The sequence below is a fragment of the Delftia sp. PE138 genome, assembly GCF_018320755.1.
Lineage (GTDB): Bacteria > Pseudomonadota > Gammaproteobacteria > Burkholderiales > Burkholderiaceae_C > Comamonas > Comamonas tsuruhatensis.
In genome coordinates this window covers 1,660,627-1,680,118 of sequence record NZ_JABEPN010000001.1, presented here as the reverse complement: position 1 = coordinate 1,680,118, position 19,492 = coordinate 1,660,627, and the positions used below count along the sequence as shown (strand labels likewise).

Sequence of the window (19,492 nt, the reverse complement as noted above, 5' to 3'; positions counted from 1 at the left end):
TAACTTGCCCCACATTCCTTCGTCGAAGATCCATGTCCCTCGCTGCTTCCCCTCTGCCCACCGGCCGCGCCGCCCTGCTGGAACGCCTGGCCCAGCCTGAAACCTACGATCTGGCCATCATCGGCGGCGGTGCCACCGGCCTGGGCGTGGCCCTGGACGCGGCGGCGCGCGGGTTCAAGGTCGTGCTGGTGGAGTCGCATGACTTCGCCAAGGGCACGTCCTCGCGTGCCACCAAGCTGGTCCATGGCGGCGTGCGCTACCTGGCGCAGGGCAACATCGCCCTGGTGCGGGAAGCGCTGCATGAGCGCACCACGCTGCTGCACAACGCGCCCCACCTGGCGCAGCCGCTGGCCTTCGTCATGCCGTCCTACAAGCTGCTGGACACGCCGTTCTACGGCATCGGCCTCAAGATGTATGACGCGCTGGCCGGCAAGGCAGGCCTGGGCGCCACGGAATTCCTCTCGCGCTCCAGCACCGTGAAGTGCCTGCCCACCGTGCGGCAGCAGGGCCTCAAGGGCGGCGTCAAATACTGGGACGGCCAGTTCGACGATGCCCGCCTGGCGCTGGCGCTGGCCCGCACGGCCGCTGCCAAGGGCGCGCTGCTGGTCAACTACTGCCCCGCACGTGAACTGCTGCACGAAGGCGGCAAGGTTGCCGGCCTGATCTGCGAAGACTCGGAATCCGGCCAGCGCTTCACGCTGCGCGCCAAGTGCGTGGTCAACGCCACCGGCCCCTGGGTGGACCTGTTCCGCCAGCAGGACGCCGAGGCCCAGGGCCGTCCCGTCAAGCCCATGGTCGCGCCCAGCCAGGGCGTGCACGTGGTCGTGGACCGCGACTTCCTGCCCAGCGACCATGCCCTGCTCGTGCCCAAGACGGCCGATGGCCGCGTGCTCTTTGCCGTGCCCTGGCTGGGCAAGGTCATCCTGGGCACCACCGACACGCCGCGCAACGACCTGGCGCGCGAGCCCCTGCCTTTCCCCGAAGAACTGGACTTCATCCTCACCGAGGCAGGCCGCTACCTCACGCGCCAGCCCACGCTGGCCGACGTGCGCAGCATGTGGGTGGGCCTGCGCCCGCTGGTCAAGCCCCAGGACGACGATGGCGAAAACACCAAGAAGATCAGCCGCGAGCACACCGTCATGTCCAGCCGCACCGGCCTGGTGACCGTCACGGGCGGCAAGTGGACCACCTACCGCGCCATGGCCGAAGACGTGCTCTCCGAATGCTTTGCCATCGGCCGCCTGCCGCACCGCCCCGGTGGTGTCACGGCCCGCCTGCCGCTGGCCGGCGCCCCGGGCGAGTCCGCCGTGCACCACCGCATGAACCAGATCCAGGGCCTGCATTCCTACGGCACGGAAGCCTCGGCGGTGCAGGCGTTGCCGGGCAACGACGAATGGCTGGCCGACGGCCTGAACGAAGCCATGGTGCGCTTTGCCGCGCGCTTCGAATACGCGCGCACCGTGGAAGACGTGCTGGCGCGCCGCAGCCGCCTGCTGTTCCTCGACGCGCGCAAGGCCGCCGAGGTGGCGCCGCGCGTGGCCGCCATCCTCCAGGAGGAGCTGGGACACGACGCCGGCCTGGCGGACTTCATGCCGCTGGCGGCGCAGTACCTGCCTGCCTGATCCTGTCCATCTCCATGCACAACGCCCTGCAACGCAGGGCGTTGTGCTTTCTGCGTAAGACGATTGCGCCACGCATGATTGTCAAAATTGATGAATATATGTACTCGATTGGTTTTATGAATGAGAATGCGGTTCATGGCGCCCAGCTTCAGTGCCAGTGAACAGCAGCCAGCACAAGGCTGACGAGGGAGGGAAGCAAGAAAGAAAGCGCTTGAAAGTGCGTTTTCCGCAGGGCAAGGGCCGCGCCCAAGCCCGACGCGGTGGCCCCAAAGCCGCTGCGCGGTCTGTGCCGTCGTCGGCGCGGTCCGTCCGCAGCCAACAATTGCGTTGAGTCTGCCACCCTTTGCCGAGCCCGCGTGGCTCGGCTTTTTTATGGGCGTCTCCGGTGGCATGGGCCGATCGGGAGGCCCGGGCGGCCCCTCGGTTGCCGGCGCCCTTGTGGGCGTTGCGCAACGCTGCCGGGCAGGGGCGGGAAAAGTCGCTAAGGGTTTGACGCGCAAAGGAATTTCTGGGACAATCCCATGCTTCACGTGAAAATCGTGAAGTTATCTGCCCAGTGGAAGCGCCGAGAAATGGTTTTCGGTGTGGACGACGGGCCCAAGACTGACTGGCTGCTCGCGGCCCTTGAGAAGACTCTGGGGCTGTCGGGTGTTTGCTGGAGCAAGTTGGGAATATTGAAATGATCCAAACAGAATCTCGGTTAGAGGTTGCCGACAACACCGGCGCGAAGTCTGTTCAGTGCATCAAGGTGCTGGGCGGTTCTCATCGTCGCTATGCGAGTGTTGGTGACATCATCAAGGTGAGCATCAAGGAAGCTGCACCGCGTGGACGCGTCAAAAAAGGCGAGGTCTACAGCGCGGTCGTGGTGCGCACGGCGAAGGGTATTCGCCGTGCTGATGGCTCGCTCGTCAAGTTCGACGGCAATGCCGCCGTGCTGCTGAACGCCAAGCTGGAGCCTATCGGCACCCGCATCTTTGGCCCCGTGACTCGTGAACTGCGCAACGAAAAGTTCATGAAGATCGTGTCCCTGGCACCTGAAGTTCTCTAAAGGAAGCACCATGAACAAGATTCGCAAGGGCGACCAAGTCATCGTGCTGACCGGCCGTGACAAGGGCAAGCAAGGCGTGGTCTCGGCTCGCAAGGACGACTCCCACCTGCTGATCGACGGCATCAACCTGGTGAAGAAGCACGTCAAGCCGAACCCCATGAAGGGCACCACCGGCGGCATCGTGGAAAAGGCCATGCCTATCCACCAATCCAACGTGGCCATCTTCAATGCAGCGACCGGCAAGGCCGATCGCGTGGGCATCAAGGTGCAAGCCGACGGCACGCGCGTTCGCGTGTTCAAGTCCAACGGCGCCGAAATCAAGGCGGCCTAAGGGGTAACACATGGCACGACTGCAAAAACTGTATCGCGAAAAGATCGCGGCTGAACTGAAGGAAAAGTTCGGCTACACCTCCACCATGGAAGTGCCCCGCCTGACCAAGATCACCCTGAACATGGGTGTGAGCGAAGCCGTGGCCGACAAGAAGGTGATGGACAACGCCGTGGCCGACCTGACCAAGATTGCTGGTCAGAAGCCCGTGGTGACCAAGGCCAAGAAGGCTATCGCCGGCTTCAAGATCCGCGAAGGCCAGGCCATCGGCTGCATGGTGACCCTGCGTGGCGTTCAGATGTATGAATTCCTGGACCGTTTCGTCACCGTGGCTCTGCCCCGCGTGCGTGACTTCCGTGGTATCTCCGGCCGTTCGTTCGACGGTCGCGGCAACTACAACGTCGGCGTCAAGGAACAGATCATCTTCCCCGAAATCGAGTACGACAAGGTGGACGCTCTGCGTGGTCTGAACATCAGCATCACGACTACGGCAAAGACCGACGACGAGTGCAAGGCACTGCTCGCCGCTTTCCGTTTCCCCTTCAAGAACTGAGGTGGCGCATGGCTAAAGTTGCATTGATTCAGCGCGAACTCAAGCGCGAAAAGCTGGCGGCCAAGTACGCTGCCAAGTACGCAGAACTGAAGGCAATCGCCGCTGACGCAAAGCGCAGCGACGAAGAGCGCGACGCCGCTCGCCTGGGCCTGCAGAAGCTGCCCCGTAACGCGAACCCCACTCGCCAGCGCAACCGCTGCGAGATCACGGGTCGTCCCCGTGGCACCTTCCGTCAATTCGGTCTGGGCCGCGCCAAGATCCGTGAACTGGCCTTCGCTGGCGACATCCCCGGTGTCACCAAGGCCAGCTGGTAAGCAAGCAGGAGAGATTAAACATGAGCATGAGTGATCCCATCGCTGACTTGCTGACCCGCATCCGCAATGCACAAATGGTCTCCAAGACCACCGTGACGGCTCCTTCCTCCAAGGTCAAGGTTGCCATCGCCCAGGTGCTGAAGGATGAAGGCTACATCGACGGCTTCCAAGTGAAGACCGACGCTGGCAAGTCCGAACTCGAAATTACCCTGAAGTACTACGCCGGCCGTCCGGTGATCGAGCGCATCGAGCGCGTGAGCCGTCCCGGCCTGCGCGTGTACAAGGGCCGCGACGCAATCCCCCAGGTCATGAACGGTCTGGGCGTGGCCATCGTCACCACTCCCAAGGGCGTGATGACGGATCGCAAGGCACGCGCCACCGGCGTGGGCGGCGAAGTGCTGTGCTACGTGGCCTAACGGACATTAAGGAGAAATACTGAAATGTCTCGCGTAGCAAAGACTCCCGTGGCCATCCCCGCAGGCGTGGATGTGTCCATCAAGGCTGACCAGATCAATGTGAAGGGCACCGGCGGCACGCTGTCGCTGGCCCAGAACGTTCTGGTGAAGATCTCCAACAACGAAGGCAAGCTGTCTTTCGAGCCCGTCAACGACTCGCGCGAAGCCAACGCCATGAGCGGCACCATGCGTCAGCTGGTGAACAACATGGTGGTGGGCGTGAGCAAGGGCTTCGAGAAGAAGCTGTCGCTGGTCGGCGTGGGCTTCAAGGCTTCGGCCTCTGGCGCCAAGCTGAACCTCGCGATCGGCTATTCGCACCCGGTGAACTTCGAAATGCCGGCCGGCATCACTGTTGCCACCCCCACGCCCACGGAAATCGTGGTCAAGGGTGCTGACCGCCAGGCCGTTGGCCAACTGGCTGCTGAGATCCGTGCCGTTCGTCCTCCCGAGCCCTACAAGGGCAAGGGCATCCGTTACTCGGATGAGAAGGTCGTGATCAAAGAGACCAAGAAGAAGTAAGGAGCTGCATTATGTTGACCAAGAAAGAGCAGCGTCTCCGTCGTGCCCGCCAGACCCGCATCCGCATTGCACAGCAAGGCGTGGCACGTCTGAGCGTGAACCGTACGAACCTCCACATCTACGCAAGCGTGGTGTCGGAAGACGGCACCAAGGTGCTGGCTTCGGCCTCGACTGCCGAAGCCGAAGTGCGCACCCAACTGGGCGCCATCGGCAAGGGTGGCAACGTGGCTGCCGCTACGCTGATCGGCAAGCGCATTGCCGAGAAGGCCAAGGCTGCAGGCGTGGAGAAAGTGGCTTTCGATCGCGCTGGTTTCGCATACCACGGCCGCGTGAAGGCTTTGGCAGAAGCCGCTCGTGAAGCCGGCCTGCAGTTCTAAGCGGAGCGGATAGAAATGGCAAAGTTTTCTCCCAAGGTGCAAGACGAAGGTCGTGACGACGGTCTGCGCGAAAAAATGATCGCGGTGAACCGCGTCACCAAGGTTGTGAAGGGCGGTCGTATCCTCGGCTTCGCTGCACTGACCGTGGTTGGCGACGGTGATGGCCGTGTTGGCATGGGCAAGGGCAAGTCCAAGGAAGTGCCTGCAGCCGTGCAAAAGGCGATGGAAGAATCCCGTCGCAACATGATCAAGGTGTCCCTGAAGAACGGCTCGATCCATCACACCGTGATGGGTCAGCATGGCGCAGCATCCGTGATGCTGAACCCCGCTCCCAAGGGTACCGGCATCATCGCCGGCGGCCCGATGCGCGCCGTCTTCGAAGTGCTGGGCATCACCGACATCGTGGCCAAGAGCCATGGCTCGTCGAATCCCTACAACATGGTCCGCGCGACTTTTGACGCTCTGAAGAACTCCACGACCCCTTCGGAAGTGGCAGCCAAGCGCGGCAAGTCGGTTGAAGACATCTTCACCGCCTGATCGGAGTCAATCACATGACAACGCAACAAACCGTGAAGGTGCAACTGGTGCGCAGCCCCATTGGCACCAAGGAATCGCACCGCGCCACCGTCCGTGGCCTGGGCCTGCGCAAGCTGAATAGCATCAGCGAACTGCAGGACACGCCTGCTGTGCGCGGCATGATCAACAAGATCAGCTATCTGGTCAAAGTCCTCTGAAAGGATTGATGATGGAACTCAATAGCATCAAGCCTGCAGCAGGTGCCAAGCATGCCAAGCGCCGTGTCGGCCGCGGCATCGGCTCCGGCCTGGGCAAGACTGCCGGCCGTGGTCACAAGGGCCAGAAGTCGCGTTCGGGTGGCTACCACAAGGTGGGCTTCGAAGGCGGTCAAATGCCTCTGCAGCGCCGTCTGCCCAAGCGTGGCTTCAAGTCGCATCTGCTGAAGTTCAACGCAGAAGTGACCCTGTCCGCTCTGGAACAGCTGGGCCTGGCCGAAGTCGATCTGGCAGCTCTGAAGCAAGCCGGTCTGGTTGGTGAAATCGCAAAGGTGGTCAAGATCATCAAGAGCGGTGAAATCAGCAAGGCTGTCAAGCTCAACGGCATCGGCGCTACCGCCGGCGCCAAGGCTGCCATCGAAGCTGCCGGCGGCAGCATCGCCTGATTAATGATCTGAAAGAAGACATCCGTGGCTACTAGCGCAGCTCAAATTGCAAAAACCGGAAAATTCGGCGATCTTCGCCGCCGTCTGGTTTTTCTGTTGCTCGCGCTGGTCGTTTACCGCATCGGGGCTCATATCCCCGTGCCGGGCATCGATCCAGCGCAGCTGCAGCAGCTGTTCAATGGCCAGCAGGGCGGCATTCTCAATCTGTTCAACATGTTCTCGGGTGGGGCGCTGTCGCGCTTCACGGTGTTCGCACTGGGGATCATGCCGTACATCTCGGCATCGATCATCATGCAGCTCATGACCTATGTGGTCCCTACATTCGAGCAGCTGAAAAAGGAAGGTGAATCGGGTCGTCGCAAGATCACCCAGTACACCCGCTATGGCACTCTGGGCCTGGCGATTTTTCAGTCCCTGGGAATTGCCGTGGCTCTGGAAAGCTCCGCAGGTCTGGTTCTGAGCCCCGGTTTCGGCTTCCGCCTCACGGCGGTGGTCAGCCTGACGGCCGGCACCATGTTCCTGATGTGGCTCGGTGAACAGATCACGGAACGTGGTCTGGGCAACGGCATTTCGATCCTCATCTTTGGAGGTATCGCCGCAGGTCTGCCGAGCTCCATCGGTGGTCTGCTGGAGCTGGTGCGCACCGGTGCCATGAGCATCCTGGCCGCGATCTTCATCGTTCTCGTGGTGGCAGCCGTGACGTACTTCGTCGTGTTTGTCGAGCGGGGACAGCGCAAGATCCTGGTGAACTATGCGCGTCGTCAGGTGGGTAACAAGGTGTATGGCGGTCAGTCTTCGCACTTGCCGCTGAAGCTGAACATGGCGGGGGTCATTCCTCCCATCTTCGCTTCCTCGATCATCTTGCTGCCGGCGACCGTTGTGAACTGGTTCAGTGCAGGGGAATCCATGCGCTGGCTGAAGGACATTGCTAGCACGCTGACCCCCGGTCAGCCGATCTATGTGATGCTCTACGCCACCGCCATCATCTTCTTCTGCTTCTTCTACACGGCCCTGGTGTTCAACAGCCGGGAAACCGCCGACAACCTGAAGAAGAGTGGTGCCTTCATCCCCGGGATCCGTCCCGGTGACCAGACGGCCCGCTACATTGACAAGATCCTGGTTCGCCTGACCCTGGCTGGTGCGGTGTACATCACATTCGTGTGCTTGTTGCCCGAGTTCCTGATCCTGAAGTACAACGTCCCGTTCTACTTCGGTGGTACATCACTGCTGATTATTGTGGTGGTGACCATGGACTTCATGGCCCAGGTGCAGAACTACATGATGTCGCAACAGTACGAATCGCTCCTCAAAAAGGCGAACTTCAAAGCGACACTTGGCAATTGAACTAAGTGATGGGCCTGGCCGGCGGTGCCGGCGGGTCCAGTAAGAGTTAGTAGACGCCCATTCGATCTATCCATCGCGGGCATGTTTCCCGGTCGATAGGCCGTAACGGATGTAGAGTTTTAGGAGAATGAAATGAGAGTTTCGGCTTCGGTCAAAAAAATCTGCCGTAACTGCAAGATCATCCGCCGCAAGGGTGTGGTGCGAGTGATCTGCACGGACCAGCGCCACAAGCAGCGCCAGGGTTGATAGGAAAGTTTGAGGACGAATAATGGCACGTATCGCTGGCATTAACATCCCGCCGCATCAGCACGCTGAAATCGGCCTGACCGCTATCTATGGGATCGGTCGCACCACTGCACGCAAGATCTGCGAAGCCGCTGGCATCGCATATTCCAAGAAAATCAAGGAACTGACTGACGGCGATCTGGAAAAGATCCGCGATCAGCTGACTTCCCTGACGCTGGAAGGTGATCTGCGTCGCGAAACAACGATGAACATCAAGCGTTTGATGGACATCGGTTGCTATCGCGGTTTCCGTCATCGTCGTGGCCTGCCCATGCGTGGTCAGCGTACCCGCACGAATGCACGTACCCGCAAGGGTCCGCGCAAGGGTGCCGCGGCTTTGAAGAAATAAAGAGATTGAAAGATCACTATGGCTAAGTCTCCCGCAAACAACGCTGCACAGCGCGTTCGCAAGAAAGTCCGTAAGAACATTTCGGACGGCATTGCCCACGTGCACGCTTCGTTCAACAACACGATCATCACCATCACCGACCGCCAAGGCAACGCTCTGTCGTGGGCCTCGTCGGGTGGCCAGGGCTTCAAGGGTTCGCGCAAGTCGACTCCCTTCGCTGCCCAGGTGGCTTCGGAAGTGGCTGGTCGTGCTGCCATCGAACAGGGCATCAAGAACCTGGACGTCGAAATCAAGGGTCCCGGTCCTGGCCGTGAATCCTCGGTTCGCGCCCTGGGCGCCCTGGGCATCCGCATCACTTCCATCGCGGACGTGACGCCGGTTCCCCACAACGGCTGCCGCCCTCAAAAGCGCCGTCGTATCTAAGCTTTTTCACCAAGCCCACCGCCGCCCAGATGTGTAACATCGCGGGCGGCTCCCGTGCTTGTGCACGGCAGATGACACAAAGGAAATCAAGTGGCACGCTATATCGGCCCCAAGGCCAAACTCTCCCGCCGTGAAGGCACTGACCTGTTCCTGAAGAGCGCACGTCGCTCGATCGCCGACAAGTCCAAGTTCGACACCAAGCCCGGCCAACACGGCCGCACTTCCGGTCAGCGTACTTCCGACTTCGGCCTGCAGCTGCGTGAAAAGCAGAAGGTCAAGCGCATGTACGGCGTGCTGGAAAAGCAATTCCGCCGCTACTTCGAAGCCGCCGACAAGAAGAAGGGCAACACCGGTGCCAATCTGCTGTCGCTGCTGGAGTCGCGTCTGGACAACGTGGTGTACCGCATGGGCTTCGGCTCGACCCGCTCGGAAGCGCGTCAGCTGGTGTCGCACAAGGCCATCACGGTCAACGGCCAATCCGTCAACATCCCTTCCTACATGGTGAAGGTGGGTGACGTGGTCGCCGTGCGTGAAAAGTCCAAGAAGCAGGCCCGCATCGTCGAAGCCCTGCAACTGGCTGGTCAAGTCGGTTTCCCCGCATGGGTGGAAGTGTCGGCCGACAAGGCTGAAGGCACGTTCAAGAAGTCGCCTGACCGCGACGAGTTCGGTGCAGACATCAACGAATCCCTGATCGTTGAGTTGTACTCGCGTTAATTCCGCGCAGCGACATTTCTGTAAAACCGTCCCCCAGCCGCGAGGCATCGCGCTGGGGTGCTTCACCAGCCTTACCGGTGTAACGAGCCGGGGGTATTGAGAGGAAGTCTGCATGCAAACCAATTTGCTGAAGCCCAAGACGATCAATGTCGAGCAGCTTGGCCACAATCGCGCCAAAGTTGTTCTGGAGCCGTTTGAGCGTGGCTACGGCCATACGCTGGGCAATGCCCTGCGCCGTGTCCTGCTCTCGTCCATGGTGGGTTACGCAGCGACGGAAGTGACGATTGCTGGTGTGTTGCACGAGTACTCGTCCATTGACGGTGTCCAGGAAGATGTGGTCAACATCCTGCTGAACCTCAAGGGTGTGGTGTTCAAGCTGCACAACCGCGACGAGGTCACGCTCTCCCTGCGCAAGGATGGCGAAGGCGTCGTGACGGCGCGCGACATCCAGACGCCCCACGACGTGGAAATCATCAACCCTGATCATGTCATCGCCAACCTGTCGCAAGGCGGCAAGCTGGACATGCAGATCAAGGTCGAGAAGGGCCGCGGCTATGTGCCCGGCAATGTGCGCCGCTATGGCGACGAGTCCACGAAGTCGATCGGCCGTATCGTGCTGGACGCTTCGTTCTCGCCCGTCAAGCGCGTGAGCTACGCCGTCGAATCGGCCCGCGTTGAACAACGCACCGACCTCGACAAGCTGGTGGTGGAGATCGAAACCAATGGTGCGATCACTGCCGAGGACGCCGTGCGCGCCTCCGCCAAGATCCTGGTGGAACAGCTCGCCGTGTTCGCTCAGCTGGACGGCGGCGATATCGCCAGCGTCTTCGATGCTCCGGCCGGTGGCCGTGGTGCCGCAACCGCCTTTGATCCCATCTTGCTGCGTCCCGTGGACGAGCTGGAACTCACCGTGCGTTCGGCCAACTGCCTCAAGGCAGAGAACATCTACTACATCGGCGACCTGATCCAGCGTACCGAAAACGAGCTGCTCAAGACCCCCAACCTGGGTCGCAAGTCGCTCAACGAGATCAAGGAAGTCCTGGCTTCCCGCGGTCTGACGCTGGGCATGAAGCTGGAGAACTGGCCGCCTGCTGGCCTGGAAAAGCGCTAAGCACTATAATTGCGGGCTCTCCTTTTTGGAGAGCCTCAGTGCCTCGGGCAGTACCTGATACGGCTGCCCGAATTAATCAACAACTTGCGCAAATTCGGTTGAGGCAAGCTGCAGATCCGGTAACGGGTCCAGGCTTGCATCCTTGTTTGCGCAAGCCCTAATTACATATTTTAGGAATAAAGCACCATGCGTCACGGTCACGGCCTCCGCAAACTCAATCGCACCTCTTCGCACCGCCTGGCGATGCTGAAGAACATGATGAATTCGCTCATCGAGCACGAAGCCATCAAGACCACCGTTCCCAAGGCCAAGGAACTGCGCCGCGTGATCGAGCCCATGATCACCCTGGCCAAGGTCGACACCGTTGCCAACCGCCGCCTGGCATTCGACCGCCTGCGCGACCGCGACAGCGTGACCAAGCTCTTCAACGAGCTGGGCCCCCGCTTCGCAAAGCGTCCTGGTGGCTACACCCGTATCCTGAAGATGGGCTTCCGCGTGGGCGACAACGCCCCCATGGCCTTCGTGGAACTGGTCGAGCGCGCTGAAGAAGGCGCCGCCGAAGCCAAGGCAGCTGAATAATCTGCTATAATTTTGGAATACCGCGCGATGGAGCAGTCTGGTAGCTCGTTGGGCTCATAACCCAAAGGTCGGAGGTTCAAATCCTTCTCGCGCAACCAAATTGAAAAGGGCTACGACAACTGTCGTAGCCCTTTTTTCATGCCCTCGCGCCAGGGCAAAGGCCAGGCAGACAGCCCGGCATCAGCCGCCCAGCTGGTTGCCGATGCGCTGGCCCAGCCGCAGGCGCACGCGGTGGGCGATTTCCTGGGCGGCATCGGGGCTGAGCACCTCGCTGATGTGCAGCAGCTCGGTGTAGTGCATGTACAAGAGGCCGCGCAGGGTCTTGAAAGCGGCCTCGTGGTCGCCGCCGCAGACGCTGGCGTCATCGGCCAGCACGCGCTCCACCACGCCGGCCTGCAGCAGCGGGATCTTGCAGATGACGGCGTGGCGGGCGATCTCCAGGTCGATCTCCTGGAGCCGGCATTCCCATTCCTCGGGCAAGAATCGGTTGGCTGGCATGTCGGCTTTTCTCCTTTTTTCACTGCATGGGTACACCGGGGCGAAAGGCACCCGGTCTGGGGATGCTGTCATGTGAGCGGGGCTCGGTGGCCTGGGTCGCCAGGTTTACTGGCCCGGCCTTGATGCCTGTCAAACTTCGGTGGCGCAGGCGCCCGCTGGAAGCCGGGCTCATGCTGCACTGCATCATGATGTCAGTCATGCGGCGCGGCCGCCAGTGCCCGTGCAGGCTGGTGGGCTTTTGCTCCCGGCAGGCCATGCTCTCTCGGCGCCGCTCCGGCAACGCAAAGGATCCACATGCTCGAGAAGATTGCCTCGCTGTTCCGCTACTTCAAGTCGGCCGTGCCGTTCCGGCTGGTGCCGGCGCTGATCGCCACCGCCGTGCTGTTCGGGCTGCTGCTGGTGCCCGTGCCCGAGGGGCTGACGCCCAAGGCCTGGCAGCTGGTGGCCATTTTCCTGACCACCATCGTGGCCATCATCCTCAAGGTCATGCCCATTGGCGTGATGGCCTTGATGGCCATCGTGATCGTCTCGCTGTCCCAGGTCACGTCAGGCTCGTCCAAGGGCGCAGTCACCGATGCGCTGAGCAGCTTTTCCAGCCCGCTGATCTGGCTGATCGTGGTGGCCATCCTGATCTCGCGCGGCCTCAAGAAGACGGGGCTGGGCAACCGCATCGGACTGATGTTCATCGCGCTGCTGGGCAAGCGGACCATCGGCATCGGCTACGGCCTGGCGATCTGCGAGCTGGTGCTGGCACCGTTCACGCCCAGCAACACGGCGCGCGGCGGCGGTATCGTGCACCCCATCATGAAGTCCATCGCCAATGCCTTCGAGTCGGACCCGGCCAAGGGTACGCAGGGCAAGGTGGGCACCTATCTGGCCCTGGTCAACTACCACGCCAATCCCATCACCTCGGCCATGTTCCTGACCGCCACGGCGCCCAATCCGCTGGTGGTGGACTTCGTGGCCCAGGCCACGGGCCAGGCGCTGCACCTGAGCTGGACCACCTGGGCGCTGTACATGCTGCTGCCGGGCCTGCTGTGCCTGCTGCTGATGCCGCTGGTGATCTACCTGCTGTCGCCTCCCGAACTCAAGGCCACGCCCAATGCCGTGGAGTACGCGCGCAGCGAGATGGCCCGCATGGGGCCGCTGTCGGGCAAGGAGCGCGTGATGCTGGGCACCTTCGGCCTGATGCTGCTGCTGTGGGCCAACGTGCCGCAGATGCTGTTCGGGCCTGCTTTCACGCTGGACCCGACGGTGGTCGCCTTCCTGGGCCTGTTCGTGCTGATCATCACGGGCACCATCGACTGGGATGACGTGCTGTCCGAGAAAAGCGCCTGGGACACGCTGGTGTGGTTCGGCGCCCTGGTCATGCTGGCCGAGCAGCTCAACAAGCTGGGCGTGGTGTCCTGGTTTGCCGTGGGCATGAAGAACGCCATCGTCGCCAGCGGCCTGGACTGGCTGCCGGTGGCGGCCATCCTGGTGGGCGTGTTCGTGTTCTCGCACTACCTGTTCGCCAGCACCACGGCCCACATCAGCGCCATGATGCTGGCCTTCCTGACCGTGGGCGCCCAGCTGATTCCTGCCGACTATGTCGTGCCCTTCATGCTGATGATGACGGCCGGCTCGGCCATCATGATGACGCTGACCCACTACGCCACCGGCACTTCGCCCATCATCTTCGGAAGCGGCTATGTCACGCTGGGCAACTGGTGGCGCGTGGGCGCGGCCATGTGCGTGATCGAGCTGCTGGTCTTTGCCGTGGTCGGCAGCGCCTGGTGGAAGCTGCTGGGCCTGTGGTGAGGGCGAAAGCCCTCATGCGGTGGTCCGTGGCTCGCCCAGCGACAGCATGAGCCGGTTGGCCCAGTTGAAGAAGGCCGTGCCGTGCAGCACATCGGAGATGGCGGCATCGTCCAGGCCGGCGGCGCGCAGCGCATCGATGTGGGCGGGCTCCAGCGCAGGCGGCGTCTGGGTCAGCGCCACGGCCGCCGTGACGATGGCGTTCCAGCGCGGCCCCAGGTCCGTGCCCGGACCCTCGTCGAGCAGGCGCTGCACGTCGCCGCCCCGGCGCGAGAAGTGCGTGGCAAAGCGCGCATGGACCGAGGCGCAGTAGATGCAGCCATTGGCGCGCGAAGTGGCAGCGGCCGCCAGCTCCCGCTCGGCACGCGGCAGGCCGGCGTCGGGGTTGTAGAAGATGTCCTTGTCGGTGCGCGTGCGTGCGCCCAGCGTGTCGGGGTCGCGCGCCAGCAGGCGGAAGTAGGGGGACTGCGCGCGTGAGGCATCGACCAGGCCTGCATGGTGGCGTTCGGTCAGCTCGCTTTCGTCCAGCGGCTCAATCCATGGCAGCCAGTCGAGCTGTTCCTGGGTGAAGACCTGGGGAGCGGCGGAGTTCGTTGAGGTCATGGCTGGGCTTGCAGGGTGGGTTGATGGGCTGCCGGGGACGCGGGGCGTGCAGCCAGCACGCGCAACCCCGCCACCACGCGGATCTGGAAGGACAGGAAGGACGCCAGCTGGGACACGATGACGATGTCCGTCTCGCTCCAGCCCGCCTGTTGCAGCGCCTGCAGGGCCCCGGCGCTGGCGTCGCGCGGGTGGTAGGCCAGCAGGTGCGCATGGGCCAGCGCCGCGGCCAGGCGCGCGCCCAGCAGCGCGGCATGGGCCGGGTCCACGGCATAGGCGGGGCCGCTCTGGTCTTCGCGGCTCAGCGGGCCTGCCGGGTAGCGGCCGTACGGCCCGTGCGGGCCGCTGCCGGGCTGAAGGCTTTGTGCACGGCCCCGCACGACTTCGGATGCCACGGCGGCAGCCAGTTCCGCCTCTTCGGCCGCCAGCGCCTTCGCATAGAAGACGGCGCTGCGCGGCTCGCCATGCAGCCCGGCCGTGAAGGCTGCCAGGGCCAGCCGCTCGCGCAGCGAGACCGTGCCGGGCACGGGCTCGGCGGGCGTGAACAGGGCGGCAAAACTCTGCTGGGCCTGCGTGCGCGCCTCGGTGCGGTGGCGGCGCACGCGGTCCAGGGCGCTGCCGGGGGTGATGCCGGCGAGGTGGTCGATGACGTCGTCCGGAAAACGGGGCTGTACGGTGGTGTTCATGGTCATGCGGCTTGCAGCAGTCCGGCCCGGGCTGCGGGGAGGGAAGAGGGTGCCTGCAGATCTGCACGGCGCCAGCCCAGGGCTGGTGCCACATGGGCGGCCGTCAGCTCGATGGAGCGCAGGATGGCGTCGTGCGGCGGGTCGATGGAATGCACCTGGAAGACGATGTCGCTCACGCGCGCCAGCGCCGTGTCGGCGCGCAGCGAGGCGATGACCTCGTCGGGCGTGCCCACATGCACGTCGTAGGCGGCGATGAGATCGGCCAGCGGCGCCTGCGGATCGACGCGGGCCGCCCACTGCGAGGGCTGGGCGGCATGGCGCCGGGCCACGCGGCGCAGGCCGGCCTCGGCCCAGCGCAGCGCCTCGTCTCGGCGGTCGGCCACGAACAGCGTGCGCGAGCCCAGGATGCGCGGCGCCCGCCCCGCGGGCAGGCGGGCAAGGTAGGCGTCGATGATGGGGTTCTGGATCTCGGACAGCGTGGCCTGCGGCGCGCCTTCGGGCCGTGGCTGGGTGCGCGACAGCATCAGGCCGTCGCCGTTGGCCCCGGCCCGCGCGCCGCCCTCGGCCGAGAACGTGGCCTGCCAGACGCGCTCCAGCAGCTGCGGCGCGGCCGGGTACAGGTGGACGCCACCGGCCAGCGCGCGCCCGGCCCAGGCGTCCTGCAGCACGCCGAAGTTGCGCGCGAAGACGGCGCCGCGCTCGGCGCCCTGCACGCCAAAGGCCTCGAAGGATTCGGCCGTGCCGCCCGTGCCCAGGCCCACCTCCAGGCGGCCGCCGGTCAGCAGGTCCAGCACGGCCGCATCCTCGGCCACGCGCAGCGCGTTTTCCAGCGGCAGCGTGATCACGCCCGTTCCGATGCGGATGCGCCGCGTGCGCGCCGCCACATGGGCCAGGAAGACGAAGGGCGAGGGCAGGCCGCCCTCGCTTTCATGGAAATGGTGCTGGGCTACCCAGGCCGAGTCGAAGCCCTGGGCCTCGGCATGGGCGATCTGCTCGGCCACCAGGCGGTAGCGCTCGCCGGCCGGCGCATCGTCGAGCAGGCGGCTGAAGAAGCCCAGGCGCGGGCCGGTGCGGGAGCCGTGGCCACGGTTGGTATCAGGCGGGGTGAGGGACAAAATCAATGCTCCTTTTGCCGGGAATGGCGTCCATGAGTTCACGCGTGTAGTCGCTGGTGGGGCGCTGGAACACCTCCTCCACGCTGCCCGCGTCCACCACCTGGCCCGCGCGCAGCACCGATACCGTGTCGGCGATCTGGCGCACCACGGCAAGGTCGTGCGAGATGAAGAGATAGGTCAGCCCCAGGTCCTGCTGCAGCTGGGCGAGCAGGGCCAGGATCTGCGCCTGCACCGTCACGTCCAGGGCCGATACGGCCTCGTCCAGCACCAGCACCTGCGGCTGCAGCACCAGGGCGCGCGCAATCGCCACGCGCTGGCGCTGGCCGCCCGACAGCGCATGCGGGCGCCGCTGCAGCACGGCGGCCGGCAGGCCCACGCGCTCCAGCATGTCGTGCACGCGCCGGCGGCGCTCATCGGCCGGCAGCGGGTCGAAGTTCAGCAGGGGCTCCTCGATGATGTCGAACACGCTCTGGCGCGGGTCCAGAGAGCTGAACGGGTTCTGGTAGACCAGCTGCACGCGGCGGCGCAGCTGGCGCAGGGCCTCGCCGCGCAGGCCCGTGACCTCGGTGCCTTCGATGCTGATGCGGCCCGCCGTGGGCCGGCCCAGGCCCACGATGGCGCGGATGGTGGTGGTCTTGCCCGAGCCCGACTCGCCCACGATGGCATGCGTGCTGCCCCGGCGCACGCGCAGCGACACGCCGTCCACGGCGCGGAAGATGCCGCGCCCGTGGGCCGAGGCATGGCCGGGGGCCGCGAACTCGTGCACCAGGTCCTCGACCTCGATGGCCCAGTCATCGGTGGTGGCGGGCCTGGGCGTGCGGCGCGGTGCGGGCGCCAGCGAAGGCGCATCGGCCAGCAGCCGCCGCGTATAGGCGCTTTGCGGATTGCGCAGCAGCTCCAGCGTGGGGCCCTGCTCCTGGATGCGGCCGCCCTGCATGACGACCAGGCGGTGCGAGCGGTCGGCCGCCACGCCCAGGTCATGCGTGACCAGCAGCACGGCCGTGCCGGTCTCGCGGCGCAGCGCGTCGATCAGGTCCAGGATGCGCCGCTGCACGGTCACGTCCAGCGCGCTGGTGGGCTCGTCGGCAATGATGAGGGCGGGCCGCAGCGCAATCGCAATGGCGATCAGCACGCGCTGGCGCATGCCGCCCGACAGTTCGTGCGGATACTGGCGTGCGCGCAGCGCGGGCTGGGACAGCCCCACGCGGGCCAGCAGCTCCAGCACGCGCGCCTGCACGGCCGTGCGGTCGCGCAGTCCGTGGATGCGCAGGATCTCGCCCACCTGGTCGCCCACCGTGCGCACGGGGTTCAGCGACATGGTGGGGTCTTGCGGCACCAGGCTGACCACGCGGCCGCGGATGGCGTTCCAGCGTGCGGCCGGCCAGCCCGAGACCTCGGTGCCCTGCAGGCGGATGCTGCCGTGCTCGCGCCGGCCGTTGTCGGCCAAAAGGCCGATCACGGCCTGCGCCGTGGTGGTCTTGCCCGAGCCCGACTCGCCGACCAGGGCCACCACCTCGCCTGGCGCCACGGAAAACGACACGCCGTGCACCACGCGCTGCGCCTGGCCTGCGGCATCGCGGTAGGCCACGGCCAGGTCCTGCACTTCGAGCACGGGGGCGGTGGTTGCCACCGCTGGTGCGGCGTGGATGCGTTCCTCGATGGCGGCGCTCATGCAGGCCTCCGTGCGAAGGCCGTGGCGATGCGGTTGGCCGCCAGCACCACGGCCACCACGATCAGGCCCGGCGCCGTGGTCAGCCACCAGGCGGTGGCGATGTAGTTGCGGCCCTCGGCGATCAGCAGCCCCCATTCGGGCGTGGGCGGCGGCGCGCCGTAGCCCAGAAAACCCAGGGTGGAAATCGCAAGGATCGCCGAGCCGAACTGCAGCGCCGCCATGGCGATGACCGAGGTCAGCGAGTTGGGCAGCACATGGCGCCACAGGACGGCGGCAAAGCGCCCGCCGCTGCCGAAAGCGGCCTCCACGTAGTCGGAGCGGTGCACGCGCACCACCTCCGAGCGCACCAGGCGCGCGAAGCTGGCCACCGAGACCACGCCCACGGCAATGGCCGCGTTGATGGTGCCAAAGCCCAGCACGATGATGATGGTCAGCGACAGCAGCAGCGAAGGCACGGCCAGCAGCACATCGACCAGGCGCATCAGCGCATCTTCCGTGCGCCCGCCCGTGGCCCCGGCCAGCAGGCCGATCAGCGTGCCCACGGCCAGGCCCACGCCCACGGCCACGAAGGCGCCCGACAGCGAATGTACGGCGCCATGCACCACGCGCGCCCACAGGTCGCGTCCCAGCGCGTCCGTGCCCAGCCAGTGCGCGGCGCCGGGCGCCAGCAACTGCTGGCCGGCCTGGCCCGCGATCGGGTTCTGGTGGGCGAACCAGCCGGGCGCCAGCGCCCACAGCGCGGCCACGGCAATCACCAGCCAGGCCAGGGCCAGCGTGGGCGGCAGGCGCTTCAGGGATTGCAGGCGGGCCGGCAAGGCGAAGCTGCGGCGCGGGGCGGCTGGCGCAGGGGCCAGGGACGACGCTGGCAGCGCCGTGGGAATGGGAGTGGGAGTGGGAGTGGCGGGCGCGGCCTGGGCATCCAGGGCCGGGGAAAGAGCGCTTGAGACGGCAGTGTTCATGGCCGGTTCTCCACGGAATGGCGCAGGCGCGGATCAAGCAGCGGGTACAGCAGGTCCACGGCGAGGTTGATGAGTACGAAGGCGGCGGCCGAGACGACCACCACGGCCTGGAGCACGGCCGTGTCCTGGTTGCCCACGGCCTGCTGGGTCAGCGTGCCCAGGCCGTTGAGGCCGAACACGGCCTCCGTCACCACGGCGCCGGCCAGCAGCTCGCCGAACAGCACGCCGGCAATGGTCAGCGTGGGCAGCAGGGCATTGCGTGCCACATGGCGCAGCAGCACCCAGCGGCGCGAGGCGCCCTTGGCCCGTGCCACGGCCACGAAGGGCTGGGCCAGCACGGCGTCGATATTGCGCAGCAGCACCTGGGCCAGCGGCGCCGAGATCGGCACGGCCAGGGTCAGCGTGGGCAGCACCAGTCCTTCCCAGGGGCCGGGATTGATCACGGCGATCCAGCCCAGGCGGAACGACACCACCTGGATCAGCATGATCCCCAGCCAGAACACGGGCACCGAGACAAAGACCGAAGGCAGCGAATACAGCGCGTTGCGCAGCCAGACAAAGGGCGCCAGGCTGGCAGCCGCCGCCAGCGCCACGGCCAGCAGCGCGGCTGCGGCAAAGCCCAGGGCCGCGAGCTTGAGCGTGGGCGGCAGGCTGGTGGCCAGGCCCTGGCTCACCGGCACGCCGGCCTGCAGCGAATAGCCGAAATGGCCCGTGAGGAACTGGCCCAGCGTGTGCAGGTACTGCTGCCACACGGGCTGGTCCGAGCCGTAGGCGGCGCGGATGTCGGCGATCTCCTGCGGGCCCAGGCCCAGCTCGGGGTTCAGGAACTTGATCAGCACGGCATCGCCCGGCAGCAGCTGCAGCAGGATGAACGAGACCGTGAAGGCCGCCCACAGCACCAGGGCGGCCTGGGCGATGCGGCTGAGCAGATAGCGGCGCGGCATGGGAGCGGTTCCTCAGGAAGCGT

26 protein-coding genes and 1 tRNA gene are annotated in these 19,492 nt (G+C 64.9%); 20 read left to right on the top strand and 7 right to left on the bottom strand.

Features of this window, described 5'->3' with window-relative positions; genetic code table 11:
- The first annotated feature begins 32 nt into the window (after positions 1-32).
- From HFGMBDPB_RS07575 to HFGMBDPB_RS07485, 19 genes are all read left to right on the top strand, one after another.
- Complete coding sequence (locus tag HFGMBDPB_RS07575; protein ID WP_212645154.1) at positions 33-1,622, top strand: glycerol-3-phosphate dehydrogenase/oxidase; 1,590 nt, start codon at positions 33-35, stop codon at positions 1,620-1,622.
- A gap of 679 nt (positions 1,623-2,301) precedes the next feature.
- Entirely contained in the window at positions 2,302-2,670 is a 369-nt protein-coding gene (gene rplN / locus HFGMBDPB_RS07570) for a 50S ribosomal protein L14 (protein WP_016449173.1), read from the top strand.
- 10 nt (positions 2,671-2,680) lie between these two features.
- The gene (gene rplX / locus HFGMBDPB_RS07565; protein ID WP_016449174.1) at positions 2,681-3,001 is read left to right on the top strand and encodes a 50S ribosomal protein L24; all 321 of its coding nucleotides are present in this window, start codon (positions 2,681-2,683) and stop codon (positions 2,999-3,001) included.
- A 10-nt stretch (positions 3,002-3,011) separates the two neighbouring features.
- The gene (gene rplE / locus HFGMBDPB_RS07560) at positions 3,012-3,551 is read left to right on the top strand and encodes a 50S ribosomal protein L5 (protein ID WP_016449175.1); all 540 of its coding nucleotides are present in this window, start codon (positions 3,012-3,014) and stop codon (positions 3,549-3,551) included.
- Positions 3,552-3,559: 8 nt separating this feature from the next.
- Entirely contained in the window at positions 3,560-3,865 is a 306-nt protein-coding gene (gene rpsN, locus HFGMBDPB_RS07555) for a 30S ribosomal protein S14 (protein WP_012202967.1), read from the top strand.
- Between the two features lie 20 nt (positions 3,866-3,885).
- Positions 3,886-4,281, top strand: a complete 396-nt coding sequence (gene rpsH / locus HFGMBDPB_RS07550; RefSeq protein ID WP_016449176.1) for a 30S ribosomal protein S8 — start codon at positions 3,886-3,888, stop codon at positions 4,279-4,281.
- A 24-nt stretch (positions 4,282-4,305) separates the two neighbouring features.
- Positions 4,306-4,839 (top strand): 50S ribosomal protein L6, encoded by a 534-nt coding sequence (gene rplF / locus HFGMBDPB_RS07545; protein WP_016449177.1) that lies wholly within the window; start codon positions 4,306-4,308, stop codon positions 4,837-4,839.
- A gap of 11 nt (positions 4,840-4,850) precedes the next feature.
- On the top strand, positions 4,851-5,216 hold the full coding sequence (gene rplR, locus HFGMBDPB_RS07540; RefSeq protein ID WP_012202970.1) for a 50S ribosomal protein L18: 366 nt from the start codon (positions 4,851-4,853) through the stop codon (positions 5,214-5,216).
- A gap of 15 nt (positions 5,217-5,231) precedes the next feature.
- The gene (gene rpsE, locus HFGMBDPB_RS07535; RefSeq protein ID WP_016449178.1) at positions 5,232-5,753 is read left to right on the top strand and encodes a 30S ribosomal protein S5; all 522 of its coding nucleotides are present in this window, start codon (positions 5,232-5,234) and stop codon (positions 5,751-5,753) included.
- Positions 5,754-5,767: 14 nt separating this feature from the next.
- Positions 5,768-5,950, top strand: a complete 183-nt coding sequence (gene rpmD / locus HFGMBDPB_RS07530) for a 50S ribosomal protein L30 (RefSeq protein ID WP_012202972.1) — start codon at positions 5,768-5,770, stop codon at positions 5,948-5,950.
- Positions 5,951-5,961: 11 nt separating this feature from the next.
- On the top strand, positions 5,962-6,393 hold the full coding sequence (gene rplO / locus HFGMBDPB_RS07525) for a 50S ribosomal protein L15 (RefSeq protein WP_016449179.1): 432 nt from the start codon (positions 5,962-5,964) through the stop codon (positions 6,391-6,393).
- A gap of 24 nt (positions 6,394-6,417) precedes the next feature.
- Positions 6,418-7,737 (top strand): preprotein translocase subunit SecY, encoded by a 1,320-nt coding sequence (gene secY / locus HFGMBDPB_RS07520; protein WP_012202974.1) that lies wholly within the window; start codon positions 6,418-6,420, stop codon positions 7,735-7,737.
- 132 nt (positions 7,738-7,869) lie between these two features.
- Positions 7,870-7,983, top strand: coding sequence for a 50S ribosomal protein L36 (gene rpmJ / locus HFGMBDPB_RS07515; RefSeq protein ID WP_003050535.1), 114 nt, complete (start codon positions 7,870-7,872; stop codon positions 7,981-7,983).
- 22 nt (positions 7,984-8,005) lie between these two features.
- Positions 8,006-8,371: a 30S ribosomal protein S13 gene (rpsM, locus tag HFGMBDPB_RS07510; RefSeq protein WP_012202975.1), complete on the top strand. Its 366-nt coding sequence runs from the start codon at positions 8,006-8,008 to the stop codon at positions 8,369-8,371.
- A gap of 18 nt (positions 8,372-8,389) precedes the next feature.
- The gene (rpsK, locus tag HFGMBDPB_RS07505) at positions 8,390-8,794 is read left to right on the top strand and encodes a 30S ribosomal protein S11 (RefSeq protein ID WP_012202976.1); all 405 of its coding nucleotides are present in this window, start codon (positions 8,390-8,392) and stop codon (positions 8,792-8,794) included.
- Positions 8,795-8,884: 90 nt separating this feature from the next.
- Positions 8,885-9,508 carry a 30S ribosomal protein S4 gene (rpsD, locus tag HFGMBDPB_RS07500; protein ID WP_012202977.1) on the top strand — a complete coding sequence of 208 codons (624 nt, stop codon included), beginning with the start codon at positions 8,885-8,887 and terminating at the stop codon, positions 9,506-9,508.
- Between the two features lie 112 nt (positions 9,509-9,620).
- Positions 9,621-10,619, top strand: coding sequence for a DNA-directed RNA polymerase subunit alpha (locus HFGMBDPB_RS07495; protein ID WP_012202978.1), 999 nt, complete (start codon positions 9,621-9,623; stop codon positions 10,617-10,619).
- Positions 10,620-10,805: 186 nt separating this feature from the next.
- Complete coding sequence (gene rplQ / locus HFGMBDPB_RS07490) at positions 10,806-11,198, top strand: 50S ribosomal protein L17 (protein ID WP_012202979.1); 393 nt, start codon at positions 10,806-10,808, stop codon at positions 11,196-11,198.
- A 21-nt stretch (positions 11,199-11,219) separates the two neighbouring features.
- A tRNA-Met gene (locus HFGMBDPB_RS07485) sits at positions 11,220-11,296 on the top strand.
- 82 nt (positions 11,297-11,378) lie between these two features.
- Here HFGMBDPB_RS07485 and HFGMBDPB_RS07480 read toward each other — a convergent pair.
- Positions 11,379-11,696 carry a hypothetical protein gene (locus HFGMBDPB_RS07480; protein WP_016449180.1) on the bottom strand — a complete coding sequence of 106 codons (318 nt, stop codon included), beginning with the start codon at positions 11,694-11,696 and terminating at the stop codon, positions 11,379-11,381.
- A gap of 294 nt (positions 11,697-11,990) precedes the next feature.
- Between HFGMBDPB_RS07480 and HFGMBDPB_RS07475 the strand changes: the two genes are divergently transcribed.
- Positions 11,991-13,496, top strand: coding sequence for a DASS family sodium-coupled anion symporter (locus HFGMBDPB_RS07475; protein ID WP_212645153.1), 1,506 nt, complete (start codon positions 11,991-11,993; stop codon positions 13,494-13,496).
- Between the two features lie 12 nt (positions 13,497-13,508).
- On the opposite strand, the gene HFGMBDPB_RS07470 is transcribed toward HFGMBDPB_RS07475, so the two are convergent.
- From HFGMBDPB_RS07470 to HFGMBDPB_RS07445, 6 genes are read right to left on the bottom strand one after another with little or no spacing between them, the layout of a single operon-like run.
- Entirely contained in the window at positions 13,509-14,096 is a 588-nt protein-coding gene (locus HFGMBDPB_RS07470; RefSeq protein ID WP_016449182.1) for an alkylhydroperoxidase domain protein, read from the bottom strand.
- Positions 14,093-14,785 (bottom strand): CMD domain protein, encoded by a 693-nt coding sequence (locus HFGMBDPB_RS07465; protein WP_074920795.1) that lies wholly within the window; start codon positions 14,783-14,785, stop codon positions 14,093-14,095. Before HFGMBDPB_RS07465 ends, HFGMBDPB_RS07470 begins: the two co-directional genes overlap by 4 nt.
- On the bottom strand, positions 14,782-15,894 hold the full coding sequence (locus HFGMBDPB_RS07460) for a putative FMN-dependent luciferase-like monooxygenase (RefSeq protein WP_212645152.1): 1,113 nt from the start codon (positions 15,892-15,894) through the stop codon (positions 14,782-14,784). Before HFGMBDPB_RS07460 ends, HFGMBDPB_RS07465 begins: the two co-directional genes overlap by 4 nt.
- Positions 15,875-17,566: a dipeptide ABC transporter ATP-binding protein gene (locus HFGMBDPB_RS07455; protein WP_212645151.1), complete on the bottom strand. Its 1,692-nt coding sequence runs from the start codon at positions 17,564-17,566 to the stop codon at positions 15,875-15,877. Before HFGMBDPB_RS07455 ends, HFGMBDPB_RS07460 begins: the two co-directional genes overlap by 20 nt.
- Entirely contained in the window at positions 17,563-18,525 is a 963-nt protein-coding gene (locus HFGMBDPB_RS07450; RefSeq protein ID WP_212645150.1) for an ABC transporter permease, read from the bottom strand. The genes HFGMBDPB_RS07455 and HFGMBDPB_RS07450 overlap by 4 nt, the downstream gene beginning before the upstream one ends.
- Positions 18,522-19,469 carry an ABC transporter permease gene (locus HFGMBDPB_RS07445; RefSeq protein WP_047473056.1) on the bottom strand — a complete coding sequence of 316 codons (948 nt, stop codon included), beginning with the start codon at positions 19,467-19,469 and terminating at the stop codon, positions 18,522-18,524. Before HFGMBDPB_RS07445 ends, HFGMBDPB_RS07450 begins: the two co-directional genes overlap by 4 nt.
- Between the last annotated feature and the right edge of the window lie 23 nt (positions 19,470-19,492).

What these genes read in the sequence shown, in the direction of transcription:
- rplN (WP_016449173.1), top strand. Translation starts at nt 2,302, where the DNA reads ATGATCCAAACAGAATCTCGGTTAGAGGTTGCCGACAACACCGGCGCG.
- rplR (WP_012202970.1), top strand. Translation starts at nt 4,851, where the DNA reads ATGTTGACCAAGAAAGAGCAGCGTCTCCGTCGTGCCCGCCAGACCCGC.
- HFGMBDPB_RS07455 (WP_212645151.1), bottom strand. Translation starts at nt 17,566, where the DNA reads ATGAGCGCCGCCATCGAGGAACGCATCCACGCCGCACCAGCGGTGGCA.
- HFGMBDPB_RS07470 (WP_016449182.1), bottom strand. Translation starts at nt 14,096, where the DNA reads ATGACCTCAACGAACTCCGCCGCTCCCCAGGTCTTCACCCAGGAACAG.
- rpsK (WP_012202976.1), top strand. Translation starts at nt 8,390, where the DNA reads ATGGCTAAGTCTCCCGCAAACAACGCTGCACAGCGCGTTCGCAAGAAA.
- HFGMBDPB_RS07495 (WP_012202978.1), top strand. Translation starts at nt 9,621, where the DNA reads ATGCAAACCAATTTGCTGAAGCCCAAGACGATCAATGTCGAGCAGCTT.
- rpsH (WP_016449176.1), top strand. Translation starts at nt 3,886, where the DNA reads ATGAGCATGAGTGATCCCATCGCTGACTTGCTGACCCGCATCCGCAAT.
- rplQ (WP_012202979.1), top strand. Translation starts at nt 10,806, where the DNA reads ATGCGTCACGGTCACGGCCTCCGCAAACTCAATCGCACCTCTTCGCAC.
- HFGMBDPB_RS07475 (WP_212645153.1), top strand. Translation starts at nt 11,991, where the DNA reads ATGCTCGAGAAGATTGCCTCGCTGTTCCGCTACTTCAAGTCGGCCGTG.
- HFGMBDPB_RS07465 (WP_074920795.1), bottom strand. Translation starts at nt 14,785, where the DNA reads ATGACCATGAACACCACCGTACAGCCCCGTTTTCCGGACGACGTCATC.
- rplO (WP_016449179.1), top strand. Translation starts at nt 5,962, where the DNA reads ATGGAACTCAATAGCATCAAGCCTGCAGCAGGTGCCAAGCATGCCAAG.
- rpmD (WP_012202972.1), top strand. Translation starts at nt 5,768, where the DNA reads ATGACAACGCAACAAACCGTGAAGGTGCAACTGGTGCGCAGCCCCATT.
- HFGMBDPB_RS07480 (WP_016449180.1), bottom strand. Translation starts at nt 11,696, where the DNA reads ATGCCAGCCAACCGATTCTTGCCCGAGGAATGGGAATGCCGGCTCCAG.
- rpsN (WP_012202967.1), top strand. Translation starts at nt 3,560, where the DNA reads ATGGCTAAAGTTGCATTGATTCAGCGCGAACTCAAGCGCGAAAAGCTG.
- HFGMBDPB_RS07445 (WP_047473056.1), bottom strand. Translation starts at nt 19,469, where the DNA reads ATGCCGCGCCGCTATCTGCTCAGCCGCATCGCCCAGGCCGCCCTGGTG.
- rplX (WP_016449174.1), top strand. Translation starts at nt 2,681, where the DNA reads ATGAACAAGATTCGCAAGGGCGACCAAGTCATCGTGCTGACCGGCCGT.
- rpsM (WP_012202975.1), top strand. Translation starts at nt 8,006, where the DNA reads ATGGCACGTATCGCTGGCATTAACATCCCGCCGCATCAGCACGCTGAA.
- rpmJ (WP_003050535.1), top strand. Translation starts at nt 7,870, where the DNA reads ATGAGAGTTTCGGCTTCGGTCAAAAAAATCTGCCGTAACTGCAAGATC.
- rpsE (WP_016449178.1), top strand. Translation starts at nt 5,232, where the DNA reads ATGGCAAAGTTTTCTCCCAAGGTGCAAGACGAAGGTCGTGACGACGGT.
- rplE (WP_016449175.1), top strand. Translation starts at nt 3,012, where the DNA reads ATGGCACGACTGCAAAAACTGTATCGCGAAAAGATCGCGGCTGAACTG.
- HFGMBDPB_RS07450 (WP_212645150.1), bottom strand. Translation starts at nt 18,525, where the DNA reads ATGAACACTGCCGTCTCAAGCGCTCTTTCCCCGGCCCTGGATGCCCAG.
- HFGMBDPB_RS07575 (WP_212645154.1), top strand. Translation starts at nt 33, where the DNA reads ATGTCCCTCGCTGCTTCCCCTCTGCCCACCGGCCGCGCCGCCCTGCTG.
- rplF (WP_016449177.1), top strand. Translation starts at nt 4,306, where the DNA reads ATGTCTCGCGTAGCAAAGACTCCCGTGGCCATCCCCGCAGGCGTGGAT.